This is a genomic window from Halorientalis regularis (genome assembly GCF_023698535.1).
Taxonomy (GTDB): domain Archaea; phylum Halobacteriota; class Halobacteria; order Halobacteriales; family Haloarculaceae; genus Halorientalis; species Halorientalis regularis.
Genome location: NZ_JALJCL010000004.1, coordinates 165493 through 181346, shown reverse-complemented (window position 1 = coordinate 181346; position 15854 = coordinate 165493). Strand labels below are relative to the sequence as shown.

17 protein-coding genes and 1 pseudogene are annotated in these 15854 nt (G+C 67.2%); 11 read left to right on the top strand and 7 right to left on the bottom strand.

Annotated features, from left to right (window positions below; genetic code table 11):
• Positions 1–26 precede the first annotated feature (26 nt).
• Complete coding sequence (locus tag MU521_RS06715; RefSeq protein ID WP_092688948.1) at positions 27–1286, top strand: tRNA (N(6)-L-threonylcarbamoyladenosine(37)-C(2))-methylthiotransferase; 1260 nt, start codon at positions 27–29, stop codon at positions 1284–1286.
• Positions 1287–1302: 16 nt separating this feature from the next.
• Here MU521_RS06715 and MU521_RS21430 read toward each other — a convergent pair.
• From MU521_RS21430 to MU521_RS06700, 3 genes and pseudogenes are all read right to left on the bottom strand, one after another.
• Positions 1303–1602, bottom strand: a pseudogene (locus tag MU521_RS21430) (sporulation protein); the annotation flags it as partial.
• Positions 1603–1623: 21 nt separating this feature from the next.
• Positions 1624–2559, bottom strand: coding sequence for a cation diffusion facilitator family transporter (locus MU521_RS06705; protein ID WP_092688942.1), 936 nt, complete (start codon positions 2557–2559; stop codon positions 1624–1626).
• Positions 2560–2602: 43 nt separating this feature from the next.
• Positions 2603–3139, bottom strand: coding sequence for an HIT family protein (locus MU521_RS06700; RefSeq protein ID WP_092688939.1), 537 nt, complete (start codon positions 3137–3139; stop codon positions 2603–2605).
• A gap of 273 nt (positions 3140–3412) precedes the next feature.
• On the opposite strand from MU521_RS06700, the gene MU521_RS06695 reads away from it, so the two are divergent.
• On the top strand, positions 3413–3613 hold the full coding sequence (locus tag MU521_RS06695) for a DUF7835 family putative zinc beta-ribbon protein (protein ID WP_092656997.1): 201 nt from the start codon (positions 3413–3415) through the stop codon (positions 3611–3613).
• 44 nt (positions 3614–3657) lie between these two features.
• Here MU521_RS06695 and map read toward each other — a convergent pair whose 3' ends face one another.
• Entirely contained in the window at positions 3658–4551 is an 894-nt protein-coding gene (gene map, locus MU521_RS06690; RefSeq protein WP_092688936.1) for a type II methionyl aminopeptidase, read from the bottom strand.
• A 273-nt stretch (positions 4552–4824) separates the two neighbouring features.
• Here map and MU521_RS06685 point away from each other — a divergent pair, with 273 nt between their 5' ends.
• Together MU521_RS06685 and icd are read left to right on the top strand one after the other, a co-directional pair.
• A complete protein-coding gene (locus tag MU521_RS06685) occupies positions 4825–5067 on the top strand; it encodes a hypothetical protein (RefSeq protein ID WP_092688933.1) in 243 nt (80 codons plus the stop codon).
• A gap of 180 nt (positions 5068–5247) precedes the next feature.
• Entirely contained in the window at positions 5248–6510 is a 1263-nt protein-coding gene (gene icd / locus MU521_RS06680) for an isocitrate dehydrogenase (NADP(+)) (protein ID WP_092688930.1), read from the top strand.
• Positions 6511–6521: 11 nt separating this feature from the next.
• Here the strand turns inward: icd and MU521_RS06675 are convergent, their stop codons facing one another.
• Entirely contained in the window at positions 6522–7310 is a 789-nt protein-coding gene (locus tag MU521_RS06675; protein ID WP_092688927.1) for a hypothetical protein, read from the bottom strand.
• A gap of 84 nt (positions 7311–7394) precedes the next feature.
• Here MU521_RS06675 and MU521_RS06670 point away from each other — a divergent pair, with 84 nt between their 5' ends.
• Positions 7395–8492, top strand: coding sequence for a hypothetical protein (locus tag MU521_RS06670; protein ID WP_092688924.1), 1098 nt, complete (start codon positions 7395–7397; stop codon positions 8490–8492).
• Positions 8493–8540: 48 nt separating this feature from the next.
• Here MU521_RS06670 and MU521_RS06665 read toward each other — a convergent pair whose 3' ends face one another.
• Positions 8541–9320, bottom strand: coding sequence for a hypothetical protein (locus MU521_RS06665; RefSeq protein ID WP_092688921.1), 780 nt, complete (start codon positions 9318–9320; stop codon positions 8541–8543).
• Between the two features lie 89 nt (positions 9321–9409).
• Here MU521_RS06665 and MU521_RS06660 point away from each other — a divergent pair, with 89 nt between their 5' ends.
• The 4 genes from MU521_RS06660 (at position 9410) to MU521_RS06645 (ending at position 11689) form a co-directional block, all read left to right on the top strand.
• Positions 9410–9934, top strand: a complete 525-nt coding sequence (locus MU521_RS06660) for a DUF5817 domain-containing protein (protein ID WP_092688918.1) — start codon at positions 9410–9412, stop codon at positions 9932–9934.
• Complete coding sequence (locus tag MU521_RS06655) at positions 9931–10299, top strand: hypothetical protein (protein ID WP_245681144.1); 369 nt, start codon at positions 9931–9933, stop codon at positions 10297–10299. Before MU521_RS06660 ends, MU521_RS06655 begins: the two co-directional genes overlap by 4 nt.
• Positions 10300–10855: 556 nt before the next feature.
• Complete coding sequence (locus MU521_RS06650; protein ID WP_139171060.1) at positions 10856–11059, top strand: hypothetical protein; 204 nt, start codon at positions 10856–10858, stop codon at positions 11057–11059.
• Positions 11060–11689 (top strand): hypothetical protein, encoded by a 630-nt coding sequence (locus tag MU521_RS06645; RefSeq protein ID WP_092688912.1) that lies wholly within the window; start codon positions 11060–11062, stop codon positions 11687–11689.
• Between the two features lie 6 nt (positions 11690–11695).
• On the opposite strand, the gene hmgA is transcribed toward MU521_RS06645, so the two are convergent.
• Positions 11696–12907: a hydroxymethylglutaryl-CoA reductase (NADPH) gene (gene hmgA / locus MU521_RS06640; RefSeq protein ID WP_092688909.1), complete on the bottom strand. Its 1212-nt coding sequence runs from the start codon at positions 12905–12907 to the stop codon at positions 11696–11698.
• A 104-nt stretch (positions 12908–13011) separates the two neighbouring features.
• On the opposite strand from hmgA, the gene MU521_RS06635 reads away from it, so the two are divergent.
• Positions 13012–15132: a pentapeptide repeat-containing protein gene (locus tag MU521_RS06635; protein ID WP_092688906.1), complete on the top strand. Its 2121-nt coding sequence runs from the start codon at positions 13012–13014 to the stop codon at positions 15130–15132.
• Positions 15133–15172: 40 nt separating this feature from the next.
• The gene (locus tag MU521_RS06630) at positions 15173–15832 is read left to right on the top strand and encodes an HAD family hydrolase (RefSeq protein ID WP_092688903.1); all 660 of its coding nucleotides are present in this window, start codon (positions 15173–15175) and stop codon (positions 15830–15832) included.
• Positions 15833–15854: the final 22 nt, after the last annotated feature.

Below are 15854 nucleotides of genomic sequence, written 5' to 3'. Positions count from 1 at the left end.
GGCGAGCACGGAGTCGGAGGTAGCGAATGGCCCGCTATCACATCGAGACGTACGGGTGTACCTCCAACAGAGGTGAGACCCAGCAGATCGAGCAGGCGCTCCGCGAGGGGGGCCACCACCCCGTCGACGGCCCGGAAGCCGCCGACGTGGCGATCCTCAACACATGCACGGTGCTGGAGAAGACGGAGCAGAACATGCTCCGGCGGGCCAAAGAGTTGGACGCCGAGACCCCCGGTGACCTGGTGGTGACAGGCTGTATGGCGCTCGCACAGGGAGACATGTTCCGCGACGAGGACATCGACGCCGAGATCCTCCACTGGGACGAGGTGCCCGACCACGTCCTCAACGGCGAGTGTCCGACCGTCACCGACGGGACCGACCCGGTCCTGAACGGCGTCGTCGGCATCCTCCCCATCGCCCGAGGCTGTATGAGCGACTGTTCGTACTGCATCACCAAGCAGGCGACCGGGCGGATCGACTCGCCGCCGATCGAGGAGAACGTCGAGAAGGCTCGCGCTCTCGTCCACGCGGGCGCGAAGGAGATCCGGATCACCGGCCAGGACACCGGCGTCTACGGCTGGGATATCAATCAGGGCGAGAGCCTCCTGCCCGAGCTGCTCGACCGAATCTGTGACATCGACGGCGAGTTCCGCGTCCGCGTGGGCATGGCCAACCCGAAGGGCGTCCACGGCGTCCGCGACGAACTGGCCCGGGTGTTCGCCGAGAACGACGAACTCTACAACTTCCTGCACGCACCCGTCCAGTCGGGCAGCGACGACGTGCTCGCGGACATGCGTCGCCAGCACGCCGTGGGCGAGTACGTGGAAGTGGTCGAGACCTTCGACGAGCATCTGGACTACTGGACGCTCTCGACGGACTTCATCGCCGGCTTCCCGACCGAGGAGCCGGCGGATCACGAGCAGAGTCTCGCCCTGATGGCCGAGACTCGGCCCGAGAAGATCAACGTCACCCGATTCTCGAAGCGGCCCGGGACCGACGCCGCCGATATGAAGGGGCTGGGCGGCCAGACCAAGAAGGACCGCTCGAAGGCGCTGACCGACCTGAAGATGGACCTCGTGGGGCAGGCACACGAGGAGATGATCGGGACCGAGCAGTCGGTCCTGCTGACCGAGGACGGCACCGACGACTCGCTTGTCGGCTACGACGAAGCGTACCGGCAGGTCGTGATCACCGACGCCGAGGACCGCGGACTGTCAGTGGGTGACACCGTCGACGTGGAGATCACGAGCCACAACACGGTGTACGCGTTCGGCGAGCCGATCTAGCGGCTCCGGTACCCACCTACAGCTTGCGGTCGATGGCGTCCCGGAACTTCTCGGCCAGTCTGTCCTCCTCGTCGACCCCCTCGAAGGTGACCGTGGTGGTGGTCTCGTCGGCACCGGCCATCTCGACCGGGGCGTCCGCGTCGCGGTCGATCTCGACGACGAACCCGACGTGGTCGTCGTCGGGCAACGAGACGATCTCCAGTTCGTCGAGTTCGCCGACGTACTCGCCGGTCCGGGGCTTGAGTTCGAACTCCTGGACGAAGGTGTACTCGGCCGTCAGCTGGCCATTCTCGTCGGCGGCGTTCGTCGCGCTGTCGTAGCTAAATCCTGGTGGTCGTCAGGGCCCGCCGTCCGGACCGGGACCGTGATCGGCCAGCCGGTCGACCTCCTCGTCGGGTTTCCACTCGCCGGCCTCTTTCGGGTCGATGTGGACGAACACGTCGTCGACTTCCGGGAGTTCCTGGATCGACGTGATCACGGCGGTCTCGATGTCGTGTGCCTCCAGCAGGGTCCGGTCGCCCTCGACTTCGATGTGGAGACTCACGTCGATCTCCGGGCCGACGTAGTGGGCGATCACGTCGTGGGCCCCCTTCACGTCGGGGTGGGAGAGTGCCCGCCGAACGATCTCGGCCCGCAGGTCCTCCGGCGGGGCCGCCCCGACGAGGTAATCGAGGTTGTCCCGGACGACCTCGACGCCTGTGTAGAGGATGCCGACACCGACGAGCGCGGCGGCGACGGGGTCCAGAAGCGGGAAGCCCAGCGCCGCGCCGACGACCCCGCCAAGCGCCGCCACGGCAGTGAGGATGTCGTTGCGGTTGTCCAGCGCGGTCGCGACGAGGGCGGGCGAGCGGTGGTCTTCGCCGACGGTCAGGCAGTACCGGTAGAGGAGATACTTCGCGACGGCGGCCACGGCGAGGACGCCGACAGCGGCCGGGCTGGACGTGGTCGGACTCGGGCCGGCGAGGACCGCGGTCAGCGCCTGCCAGATGACGGCCCCGCCGGCCGCGAAGATACCCAGTGCGACGAACAGGCCCACGAACGGCTCGATGCGCTCGTGGCCGTGGGGATGCTCGAAGTCCGGTGGCCGAGTGGTGAGGTAGAGACCGGCGACGACCACGACGCTGTAGACGGTGTCGGCGAGGCTGTTGACGGCCTCGGACCCGACGGCGAGGCTCCCGGTGACGTACCAGACCCCGCCCTTCGCCAGCGCGAGCAGGAGGTTGGCCCCGAGGACCACGAGGCCGACCCGCCGAAGCGTCGTCGAGCGTGCCATCGTCGGCGTTTGGACACCCGGGTAAAAAAGTCGCCCTGTCGAGCTAGAACTCGACCGCGCCGTCGTCGGGGACGGTCGCACCCTCCTGCTCGGCGAAGCCCTCGTACAGCCGGTCGTAGGTGTCTTCGACGGCCTCGACGATGACTTTCGTCTCGGAGATGACGGGCATGAAGTTGGTGTCACCCTCCCAGCGGGGGACGACGTGGGTGTGGAGGTGATCGTCGATTGAGCCCCCGGCTGCGCCGCCGCCGAGGTTGAGCCCGGCGTTGTACCCTTCCGGGTGGAGTGCGGTCTCCATGGCCTCGATGGTCCGCTGTTTCAGGCGGGCGTGGTCCGTGAGAACCGGCTCGTCCAAATCGCGGTAGTCGCCAGTGTGCTGGTGGGGAATCACCATCGCGTGGCCCGGGTTGTACGGGTAGTTGTTCAGGAGGACGAGCGCGTGGTTGCTCCGGGCGACGACGTTGTTGGCCCGGTCGTCGTCGCGTTCCGCGAAGGCACAGAACACACAGCCGTCGATGTCGGCGTTCTTGTCGGGACGTTCGATCCAGTCGATCCGCCAGGGCGCGAACACCTGCTCCATGCCGGCCCTGTGGCCGCCCGTATCTTAACCGCCACGGAGGCCCCCGCCGAGACGGCCCGGTTCGACCACCCGAATCCTGACGCAGTGGTATATAAACCATTCGGCCGTTTTCCAGTTTAATACCAGGAAGAGGACACGAGAGGTCATCATAAACGATTTGCTCGCTTCACAGATAGTCTCGCGGAAAACCGCAAGACAGCGGCCGAAGATTCCGTGAACGGAGCCGAACGGATTGGGGTTTTTATGCTCTCGTCGGTGAGAGTGAGAGGTACGATGTCAGCGACAAACGACGGCGGCGACGGGATGACAGAGGAGTGCGAGGAGTGTCGTCGCGAGACACCGCACGAGGTGTCGGTGCAGATCCTCACCGAGAGTGCCACCCCGGAGAACGCCGAGTACTCGCGCGAACCCTACCGGGTCAGCGAGTGTCGCGTCTGCGGCGCTCGGACCGTGTTGCGGATGAACAACGCCTGACGCTGACATCGACATCGCCGAGACCAGCGCCCCGGGAACGACCGCTACAGCCGCGTCGTGACCTCACAGCCGTCCTCGGTCACGATGATCGTGTGCTCTTTCTGGCTGACCAGACAGCCCGCCTGTTCTTTGAGGACGGGGTAGCCGTGGAGGATGTCCTGCTGTTTCAGCCGGCGCAGCGCCATCTCGGGGCGGCGCACGTCGAGCCAGCGCGTGGCGAAGGGGAGCGTCTTGAACTCCTCGGTGATCTGGTTCAGCGCCTGGCGGGCCGCGCGGTTCCGGACCGAGCCCTCGGATTCGAGTGCGAAAATCTCCTCCTCGCTGCCCTCCCGGACCTTGCCGCCACCGTCGGTGGCGAACGGTTCGATGGCCACCACGTCGCCGGCTTCGAGTTCGATCCCCTGATCGACCGCGCGGTTCGGGATGTTCGGTGGCGTGTGCTGTTGCCAGTGGCCTAGCCCGTGTCCCGTGAGGTTCACGACGGGGTTGAACCCGTAGCCGTCGATAGTCTCCTCGATGACCGCACCGATCTCGCCGGTTTCGACGCCGGCTTCCACGGTATCGAGGGCAGCCTCCAGCGCGGCCTCGGAGGCCTCCGCGAGTTCGGGATTGCCGGAGAGATCGACCGTGACCGCAGTGTCGGCCAGCCAGCCGTCGACGTGGACGCCGATGTCCAGATTGACCATGTCCTCGCCGAATGTGGTCTCGTCGTCGACGCCAGGTGTGGCGTGGGCGGCTTCCTCGTCGATGCTGATGTTCACCGGGAACGCGGGTTCGCCCCCGAGTTCGCGGATGCGCTCTTCGGCCCACTCGGCGATCTCCAGGTGGCTCGCACCGACTTCCACCCGGTCGGCGGCCTCGTTGCGGACCTGTGCGAGGATCTCGCCCGCCTCCCGGTTTTTGTCGTACTGCTCGGCGTCTAAATCCACGTCGGTCATACCCGCCCGTTCGGCGAAGGGCGGCAAAGGAGTTGCGCTCCACCGTGTCCGTCGGCCGAGCTCGTCGGTCCGGCGGGATCGGACGAGACCCGCCCGACAGCGCCGAGGAAATTCAGTGCTCACCCGCTCGCGAGACGATAGTCGGTCGCGCGCATGCGACGAGACGCACAATCACGATTCGATGGCCAACCTGAAACCGCCCGACAATCAGCGACCGTCTATCCGAGACAGTCGGTCGCTTCGCCGCGAAAACGGTCTGGACACCTGTTTCCAGTGTCGGGGAACGGCCGGTGGAGGGGAGACAAGTATCTCGCGGCGGTGACAGCGACGCTCTCGGTCGAACGGGTCGAGGTCGACTCGCTGATGTTCGAGGACAGCAACGAGACCACAGGCGAGATGGAACCGGTCGGGACGCCGGCCGAACCCGCGACGCCGGTCGAACCCGGGACCGAGACGCCGACCGAGGGTGCGGCCCCGACCGAACCCGAGACGACTACGCCGGGCGGCCCGGTTTGAAGCGGGCGCTACAGCGAGTGGGATGCCGCCCGTTCGAGCAGACATCGACGCGGACCCGAACGGCCCGGTCCGGCGGCGACGGGCCGATTGCTGTGTGACAGCTCAGAAATACCACGGTCGTTGTCTACAGTTTCCCAGGAAGCGGTAGGCCTTTTAGCCCGACGTGTGATGTTCCGAGATATGCCCTACGAGAAGGTCGACGTGCCCGCGGACGGGGACAAAATCGAGGTGGTAGATCCGGACAACGACGAGCTAGCTGTCCCGGAGAACCCCATCATCCCCATCATCTACGGCGACGGCATCGGCGTCGATGTCGGTCCGGCCGCACAGAAGGTGCTCGAAGCGGCGGCAGACGCGACCGGCCGCTCGATTAGCTGGATGCGGGTCTACGCTGGCGAGACTGCCCGCGAGCAGTACGACGAGAACCTCCCCGAGGACACACTGCAGGCGTTCCGGGAGTTCAACGTCGGGATCAAGGGGCCGCTGACGACACCCGTTGGTGCCGGCTTCCGCTCGCTGAACGTCGCGCTCCGGAAACGGCTGGACCTCTACACGAACGTCCGGCCGACCTACCACATCGAGGGCGTCCCCTCGCCGGTCACCCGCCCGGATCAGATGGACATGGTCACCTTCCGGGAGAACACCGAAGACGTCTACGCCGGCATCGAGTGGGAAGCTGGCACCGAGGGTGCCGAGAAGGTGCGTGAGTTCGTCGAGGAGGAGATGGGCTTCGACGAGACCATCCACGAGGGAGACGTCGGCATCGGCGTCAAGCCCATCAGCGAGTTCGGGACGAAACGCCTCGTCCGCAAAGCCATCGACTATGCCCTGGAGAACGACCATGACTCGGTCACCCTCGTCCACAAGGGGAACATCATGAAGTTCACCGAAGGGGCGTTCCGGGACTGGGGCTACGAGGTCGCCGAAGAGGAGTACGGCAACGAGGTCATCACCGAGGACACCCTCTGGGAGGAACGGGACGGCGAACAGCCCGAGGGTGCCGTCGTCGTCAACGACCGCATCGCGGACAACATGCTCCAGCAGATCCTCACCCGCACGGAGCAGTACGACGTGCTGGCGATGCCCAACCTCAACGGCGACTACCTCTCCGACGCCTGTGGGGCCCAGATCGGCGGGCTCGGCATCGCACCCGGTGCGAACTTCGGTGACGGCCGCTGTCTGGCCGAACCCGTCCACGGCTCGGCCCCCAAGTACGCCGGCCAGGACAAGGTGAACCCGACTGCGATGATTCTCTCGGGCAAACTCATGCTCGAATATATGGGCTGGAAGGACGCGGGCGAACTCATCCGGGACGCCGTCGAGGAGACGATCAAGTCCAAGCGGGTCACCTACGACATCGAACGCCAGATCCAGGGCGGCGAGAAACTCGCCTGCAGCGAGTACGCCGAACGCGTCGCCGACACCATCCACGACCTGGCCTGAGGGCGGGCGCGCTATTTTTCCGGCAGATACCGCGACAGCGCAGCGACAGCCGCGTCCTCGTCGTCGATCTTCTCGCGCGGGATGGCGCACTGCTGTGGGAACCAGCTCCCGTCCCGGATCACCAGTTCGTCGTCGGCAATCTCGTAGCTCTCGAAGTCGCTCCACGGACGGATCGCCACCCCCTGTTTCAGGCCGGCGTCGAGGACGACCAGTTCCGAGCGGTGCCGGGCGGTGAGCGTCGGGACGATCCCGCCGAGCGCGGCGAACAACCAGGTCACGTCGGGGCTGTCCCCGAGAACGGCACTCAGCAGAAACAACGCCACGGCGACGACGCCAGCGGCCACGCCGACCAGTTGCCACCGCTTGCCCGGCCCGTCGGCGCTCGGATCCGGCAGGACCACGCGCACGTCGCTCTCGGCTTCCACGCGAGCGGCGTACCGACGTTCGGCGGCGTGGAGTATCGACACTGCACCGACGAAGGCGACCCCGACGCCGATCATGCCGGGCCAGAATACGGCCCGTCCGGGCCCCGCCAGGCCGTAGTGGACGGTCACGACGGCCGCCGTCAGGATCACTGGGACGACGACGACCGGGACCTGCGCGGACAGCGACTGGAACCGTTCGATGCGTTCGGGTGTCGACAGGCGCATCGGTACGGCTGTAGCGGCCGGAAAGACTGCCACTGCGGCGGCGGCCGCGACGAGCAGGGAGGGCGGCGGAGCGATCAGGACGAGGGCCGTCCTGACAGTGCCGGCGACGGAACCGCCGACCCCGAGAGCGAACAGGGAGGGCTCGCGCATACCGGCTGTTTCCGACGACCGTCAGGAATGTTTTGTGATCCGGGCCGGAAGCCGGAACGAATTTGTCCGCCGGCCGGCCAGCACGTGATACTGTATCGACACTGCGTACTGGCGCTCGTCCTCGCCGGGTGTTCGGGGCTGGCGGGCGAGCCGACGGCGACGCCCGGTGCCGATCCGGGAGACGACGAGGAGAACGACCGCGACGACACGGCCGGTTGGCCGACCGTTCCGGGCGTGGCGGTCGACGGGAGCGTCAACGAGTCGGCGCTGCTGAACGCACACTTCGAGGCGCTCAACGAGAGCGCGAGCCGGCAGCACTATCTGACGCGCTCGAACGGGACCGTCGACTCGAACGCCACGACCTACCGCAACGATTCGCACCTGCTACACCGGAGTCGTGGCACGTTCTCGTCGGTCACCTACCAGCCCACCGATCGGGAGTGGACGGCCGAACACGAACGGTGGGGCGACGAGCGATACGTGTTCACCGACGACCGGTCGGGCGCGATCTCCGCCGGCAGCAGTATCGGGTTCGGCCTGGCCATCTACGTCGGCTCCGGGCAGTTCGAGCGGGTCGGCACGAGCACCTACCGGGGAGCGCAGGTCGTCCGACTCGAAGCCGACAGCGCCAAATCGACCGGGCTCGCCGCCGAGTACCAGCAGTACGAGGCGAGTCTGCTGGTCGACGAGCGGGGACTGCTCCGCCGAGCGACCGGCACGGTGAACGCCGGGGAGGGACCGCCGACCAGCTTCGACATCACGGCTACGACGGATGTCGAGACGGTCCCGCGGCCGACGTGGGTCCCGAAACTCGTCCGTGGCGAGGCGTCGCTGGTGGCCAACGACACCGCGCTGGCGGTTCGGATCACCGGCGGCCCGACGGTGCCGGCGAACACGAACGTCGAGTTCTCGTCCCGACTCCGGACCGTCACCGTCCAGTCGGACCGTCCCATCGAACCGGGTGCCACGCTCTATTTCTCGCTGTCGCCCGGGGAGTACGAGCCGACCGCGACGCTGACACGGACGCCGCCGGATCCGGGCACGCGACTCGACATCGGGGACGACAGGAGCCAGGCGACCATCACACTCGAAGATCCGCCGGGACTCGACGCGCCGGTCGAGGCCTTCTTTCGGGTTGGCCCCAGCCCGTTCGAGCCCAGCGGCGACGGCGCGAGCGAGTAGCCACCCGGGTCGCCGTGGCGGGGGAGCCGGACCGTAGCCGGCGGCTTGTCACGTGACCTCGTCCGCCCAGGCCGGTGCCTCAACGGTCGTCGTTCCGACAGCGACGAACTGAACGCGGCGAACCACGCGGACCGTCCCCGAGACACCGCTGGCGTCGGCGTCGTACGCGAAGCGGTAGCTCCGAACGTATCCCCGGCCGTCGACGACGGCCCTCAGCGACGCGTTCCGCGGCGGCCCGACGAACGACGGCGTCGGCGCGGACCCGGGATCGCTGAACCGAACCCCGGTCAGCCGGACCGGTCCGTCCCCGAGGGTGCGGTTCGGCCGCAACTCGAACGCACCGAAGATCCTGGCGACGCCCCGGTGGCTCGTCGGGTCACGGAGCGGACCCGGCGGCTCGGTCGGGAACCGGTCGACCCGGGCATCCGCGCCGGTCCCGACTCGCTGGGTAACGGCCGTCCCGTCGTACCAGTAGGTCAACACCGGCGCGAGCGAGGACGTGGGGAAGCCGTTCGTTCGCTGGACGCGCCGGAACAGGTACCGGTCCGCGCCCGGGGCGACCCGGCGGTCCCGTGTCGCGTTCCGGCGGACGGTCCCATTGCTCGTGATTACTTCACTGACCCGGACGGTGTAGCTGGTCGATCCGAGGACGGCGTCGTGGTTCGCGGCCAGCGTCGACGCGTCCACCCCGTCGGCCGTGATTCCCGGCGGCACCGACGCGTTCCCCAGTTCGACGGGTTCGGGTGTCGCCCGGTCGTCGATGAGTCCGCCACACCCGGCCAGGACGGTGAGGAGACACAGTGTGGCTACGGCGTGGGAGCGTCGCATTCGTGCCGGAACAGGGACCGAACCCACCTAACCGTTCGCGTCGCGACGCGGACGGCAGATTCTTCCCCGAACGGGCCTCAGTGACGACCATGTACGCCGTGGTCGGGTGCAGCGACTGTGACGCGCTCCGGGTCGTCGAGGGCCGCCCGGAACGGTCGGAGTGTCCCCGCTGTGGGGCGAGTCGCAAGTTCGAGAAACTCAAGCAGTTCGTCACGACGGACGATCCGGACCACGCCCGGGAGGTCCGGGCGGCGATGCTGGCCAAACGCCAGGGCCACGAAGACGCCTTCGACGACCTCGATTCCTTCGCCGAGATGGACCGCTACCTCGACGAAGCCGGCGTCGACGACGAGGCGTACCTCGAACAGTCGGGCGTCGACACGGCGGCGGTCGGGGCAGCCGCCGACCGCGCCGAGCAGGGGGCGGGCGGCGGCCAGAGCCGCAGGGAGACGGTACTGGAAGCGCTCCGCGAACAGGACGCCCCGACCGAAGGGAGCGTCGTCGACTACGCCACCGAGCGCGGCGTTCCGGCCGAGTACGTCCGGGATGCCCTCGACAAACTCGTCCGCCAGGGCGAAGTGACCGAGAGCGGCGACACCTACAGAGTACTGTGAGCCTCGTCGACCGGGACATCGACTACGGATCGGCGGCCGTCGGCACGCTCGTCGGACTGGCGGGCCTGCTCTTTCTCGTCGAACCGGTGGTCGGGCCGCTCGCGCTCGGTGGCCTCCGGGTCAGACCCGTCGCGCTCTCGACGGTCGTCCTCGCGCTGGGCTTCGGCCTGGGCGGCGTGGTCTACCTCCGGCGCGGACAGCGCCTGATCGGTATCGCCCACGCCGTCGGCGCGGTCGGCTGGGGGTTGCTCGCGCTCGCACCTGCGTTCGGGAGCGAAACCGCGCTCGTCCTCGGCCTGGCCGTCGTCGTCGGCGGTGCCGTCGCGCTGGTCGTGCAGGGCTCCCGGAATCGGGACCGCGGGTGACGGCGGAGCGAGGTGTCCGCCCTCCGACTGTGGGTTGTACCGTGCGTCGTGGTGACTTACCATTACGATCGACCAGCGACTGGAGTCCGCCGACGTACTCGTGCTGGTGTCGGGGACTGCTATCGCTCTCGGGGCGCTCGTCGTGGTGGGCGCGGGTAGCGCCGGCCGACCGACGGTCGGCCCCATCGGCCTCCATCGACTCGGGCAGTTGTTGTTCGTCGCGGGGTTCGCGCTCGGGAGCGGGTACCGCTTCGTCCTCAGCCACGAACTGCAGGCCGCGGGCTTCACCTGTCTGCGGCGGCCCGGGCGCTGTCGTTCGTCGACTGGCTGCTGGTCCCACTACTGGGCGGAGCCTTCTTCGCCCTGCTCGTCGCCGTGCTGGCATTGGGTGGCGCACTGGCCGTCCTCGGGATCATCGGGGACACCTGCCGGTTCGAGGACGTAGTTCCCGACAGGTTGGAGCCACCCCAGGGTGATCGGCGCTCCCCTCCCCCGAGGAAGCGCGATTGTTTACGTTTCAAAAGAGATAAACCAGATGGCAAAAACGGTGAAAATGATGGCAGGATTGCAGACGAAAAAAGAGTTCACGGGCGACATGGGCAAGCTAATCATCGGTGGGTTCTGCTGTCTCCCCTACGGCGTCTACTACTACTTCGACGCCAGGGAGACGCTGGAGCAGTGCCCAGAGTGCATGGAGACCGTCTCGCAGGGGGCCTCCACCTGCGGGCACTGCGGCGAGGACCTGAACCAGTACAGATAGATGCGGAACCCACTTCGGGTGGCCGTCCAGCGAATCGGCGAGGAAGAGCCGTTGCTCCTCGCACACCACCCGACCTGTCGCTACTACTCCCATCACACGTTCGAGCTGTACGGCCAGCAGCTGTGTATGGGGTGTTTCGTCGTCTATCCCGTCGGCCTCCTCGCGCTGTCGTCGCTGATCGTCGCACGACTCGCCGTGCCGGGCGCGGCGCTGTTCGAGCTGGCGACCCCGGCGTTCTACGGCCTCGGGTTCGCGCTGATCGGCCCGAAAGTCGTCGAGTCGCTCAGCCCCGGCCGGTGGCGGACGCGGAGCCGCATAGCGGTGAAGGCGCTCCTGGCGGTCGGGTTGGCGTTGCTGGCGTTTCCGTTCGTCTTCCGGCCGGCCGACCGGCTCGTCACCGTCGCCCTCTTCGTCGGGTTCCTGATTCCGTACGTCGCATACAAGGGACTGACCGCGCTCGACGACTGTCAGGGGTGTCCCCAGCGGGACGACTTCCCCGACTGTACGGGGATGACCGTCGACGGGACCTACGAATACGCCGACGAGACGACGACCGTCACGCCCGCGACGGGGACGGACGCGGCCGACGATGCGACTGGGGCTCCACCTGCCCAGGAAACCGGCGAGTGACCGCGGTCAGCGACCCAGTTCCTCGTGCGCGCTGGAGAGGTGCCGGGAGGCCAGCGCCGAGAGCAGTGAGAGTTCGCCGGCCAGCGCCGCGGTCGCGATGACCTCCGCGAGCGCGTCGGCGTTGCTCCCCGGCGGATCACCGCCGCCCGTGACACCCACCACCTCCATGGCCTCGGCCTGCGTGGCGAGGCCGGTCCCGCCGCCGACGGTACCGACTTCCAGCGAGGCGATGGTGAGGCTGGCGTAGAGGCCGTCCTCGCGCTCCTCGACCGTGGTGATGGCGTTCGACCCCTCGACGACCTGCGCGATGTCCTGCCCCAGCGCGAGGAACGCGGCGGCGACGGTGTTGGCGGCGTGGGCGTTGAACCCCAGACTGCCCGCCTTGGCGCTTCCCACGAGGTTCTTGCGGGTGTTTGCCTCCGCGATGGCGTCGGCGGTCGTCTTGAACCGCTCCTCCACGAGGTCGTGGGGGATGAACACGTCGGCGGCGACGGTGCGCCCGCGGCCCTCGACGGCGTTGATCGCGGCGGGTTTCTTGTCGGAGCAGAGATTGCCCGACAGCGCGACCAGCGACGCGGGTGTCTCCGCCTCGACGACCCCGCAGGCTTCCTCCGTGGCGATGGTGGCCATGTTCATTCCCATGGCGTCTTTGGTGTCGTAGGTGAACCGGAGGAACACGGAGTCCCCGACGACGTAGGGGGTCACGTCGGTCAACTCGCCGTGGCTGGTCGTCGACTCGGCGGCCGCGGCGAGTTCGTCGGTGTTCTCGCGGACCCACGCGGCGACCGTGGCGGCTTCGCCCACGTCCGCGACGGTGAACACGGGCGCGCGGGTCATACCGTTCTTGAGGACGCGCGCGGTCGCGCCGCCGGCCGCCCGGATGGCCGAACAGCCGCGGTTGACGCTGGCGATGAGTGCACCCTCGGTGGTCGCCAGCGGGAGGTACCGTTCGCCCGCGACTGCGCCGCCGTCGATCTCGACGGGGCCGACGACGCCGACGGGGACCTGCGTCCCGCCGATCATGTTCTCGATGTTGGGTTCGGCGGTCTCGGCCGCGAAGGCGTACTCCCCGACGGTGTCGAGATCGGTGTCGGTCTCGCCGGCGACGAACATGCGGCGTGCCGTGGCGGCCGTCTCGGGGTCGGCGTGGTCGTCCAGTTCGTGGAGCCGGAGCTCGCCCTCGCGGACGCGACGAGCGAGATCGGACGGATCGGTCATACTCGACGGTGTGGCGGGTACGTCCTAAGCGTTTCCGAAGGACGACCTGTGACTACGTTTCACTCTCGCAAAACTTTTGAGCCAGGTCCACGACGGTCCGACAAATGACCGACACGTCGCTCACGGAGAGTCGGTCGATCCTGGAGCTCTCCCCCAGCGAGCGGGCCGAACAAGGGATCGACACGGCGGCGGTACAGGAGGCCCTCATCGAGGTGATCAGATACGGCGAGGGCGAGCAGAAGGTGTTCGAGGGTCGGACCTTCCCGCGACTCGAACTCGACTATCTGGACGTGGGCCGGGAGAACAACCACCCGGTCGAGTTCCGGAACTGTTCCTTCGAGAACGAGATCAGCGTCGAGCACGCCGACGTGATGGTCCCGCTCGTCTTCGAGAACTGCGAGATCGGTGCCCTCGAAATCGAGGACGCCCACTTCGAGTACGACGTGGAGGTCGTCGACTCGACGATCACCGGACCGGTGCAGGCCGAAGAGTCCCGGTTCGACCGGGACTGCGAGTTTTCCGACACTGTCTTCGAGGCCGAGACGCGCCTGGAGGAGATCACCTGCGGCGAAGACACGTCTTTCGCGGGCGCGACGTTCGGGGATGTCGTCTCCTTCCGGGGCGGGCGTTTCTCCGGTCAGTCCAACGCCATGGACGACAACACGAGTTTCGCCGAGACGACCTTCGCCGACGAGGCCGTCTTCGAGCAGGTCCGACTCCGGGCCAGCACGTTCGACGGTGCGACCTTCGAGGGGCCGGCGCGGTTCCGCGAAATCCGCGTCGACGGCGACGTTCGGTTCACCGACACTAGCTTCGAGGCGCTGGCGAACTTCGCCGAGGCGCGGTTCACGGAGGACGCCACCTTCGCCGGGGCGCACTTCGCCGCCGAGGCACGCTTCCAGGGCGCGGTGTTCGAGGGTGGCGCGCGCTCGCTGGAAGACGACGTGTCCTTCGAGAATGCGACCTTCGCCGGCCTGGCCCAGTTCGGCGAGGCGGAGTTCCGGTACTCCAACTTCGAGGCCGCGACCTTCCAGGGCGAGGCCGTCTTCGAGGAGACGTGGTTCATGGCCGACGCGGATTTCGTGGACGCGACCTTCGACGGGCAGGCCGACTTCGACGAGGCCCGCTTCGTCGAGGACGCCGACTTCTCGGAGACGACCTTCCGGGGGAAAGCCGTCTTCCGCGGCGCGGAGTTCCAGGGCCACGCCAACCAGCTGGAGGACAACGCCACTTTCGACAGCGCGACGTTCGCGGACGACGCCAACTTCTCCGGGACGGAGTTCACCTCGGCCAACTTCATGCGCGTCGAGTTCGCCGGAACGATCGATTTCGACGACGCGACCTTCGAGGACCGCATCGACATGCTGGTGCTGGCAATCGACGATAACCCCTACGTGAACCTCACGGACGCGACGATCAAGGGCGGCACCCTTTCCCAGCCCAAAGACGGGTGGGTCCGCTACGACCTCACGCGGGCCTCCATCGGCGACATCACGCTCCAGTCGGCCGACGAGAGCGGCGGGGGCCAGCGCCTGCTGGATTACTTCCGGTTCTGTAACACCGTCTTCAGCGAGTTCGACGGCAACGAGTTCGACTTCTCGACACACACGGACTATCTCGACCGCAACGACTGGGTGCTCCACGAGTTCGACGACACCACCGAGCGCACCTACGCCGTCGAGATGACCCCCGAAGTGATCGAGACGACCTACCTCAACGCGAAAAACAGCGCCTCGGCGGCCGGCGACATGAAAGCCGCCGGCGAGTTCCGGGTGAAACGCCAGCAGTACGCCCGGAAGAAACACCTCGCCATCGCCGCCGACGGAGCCGCGGACCTCGGCTCCAGGTTCAAAAACGGCGTCCGCGCCGCCGAGAACGCCTTCCTCGGAATCACCTGTGGCCACGGCATGCGCATCTTCCGCATCTTCGCCGTGTTCGCGGTCGTCCCCTTCTTTTTTGCCTTCTTCTACACCTTCGGTGGCCCGGCCTTCGAGACCGCCCCGAGCCACCAGCTGGACTCACTCTCGCAACTGGCGACGCCCTCGGGGTTCGGCGAGTTCTACACGATGGTCTCGTTCAGCTACATCACGTTCCTCACCATCGGCTACGGGAACATCGGGGCCAGCGGGTGGGCCTCTCGCATCCTGGTCGCGGCCGAGGTGTACCTCTCGGTCATCCTCGGCGGCCTCGTGCTGTACGCGCTGATCAAGCGCTCGGAGATGTGAGATCGGAAACCCTTATTTCGTCGCCGACGCTACGGGTAGTATGACTTACGATACCGTCGTCTTCGACAACGACGGTGTCCTCGTCGGTCGGACGCACTTCGAGGTGCTCCGGGAGGCCACTGCCGATACGTTCGCGCAGTTCGGCGTCACCGACCCGGACCCCGACCACGTCGAGGACATGACCATCGGCGCGACCCCAGCACAGGTCGCGTCCGTCTGTGACACGTACGATCTCGATCCCGACCAGTTCTGGATCGCACGCGACCGCACGGTCTCTGAGGCCCAGCAGGCGGAGGCGCGAGCCGGCCGGAAGACGCCGTACGGCGACGTATCGACGATCGCGGACCTCGACATCAAGCGGGGCATCGTCAGCTCGAACCAGCAGGCCACGGTCGATTTCCTGCTCGATCACTTCGAGATCGACGGGCTGTTCGACACCGCCTACGGCCGCGAGGCGACCATCGAGAGCCTCAATCTCCGCAAGCCCAACGCCCACTACCTGGAGCGGGCGCTCGCCGACCTCGACGCGGACTCGGCGCTGTACGTCGGCGACAACGAGTCCGACATCCGGGCCGCCGAGAACGCCGGCATCGATTCCGCGTTCATCCGCCGTCCCCACCGCACCGACTGGGATCTCAACGTCTGGCCCACGTGGGACATCGACTCGCTCGACGACCTCCACCGAGTCTGTAGCGCCTGAGAACTAACCACGAACTTTCAAG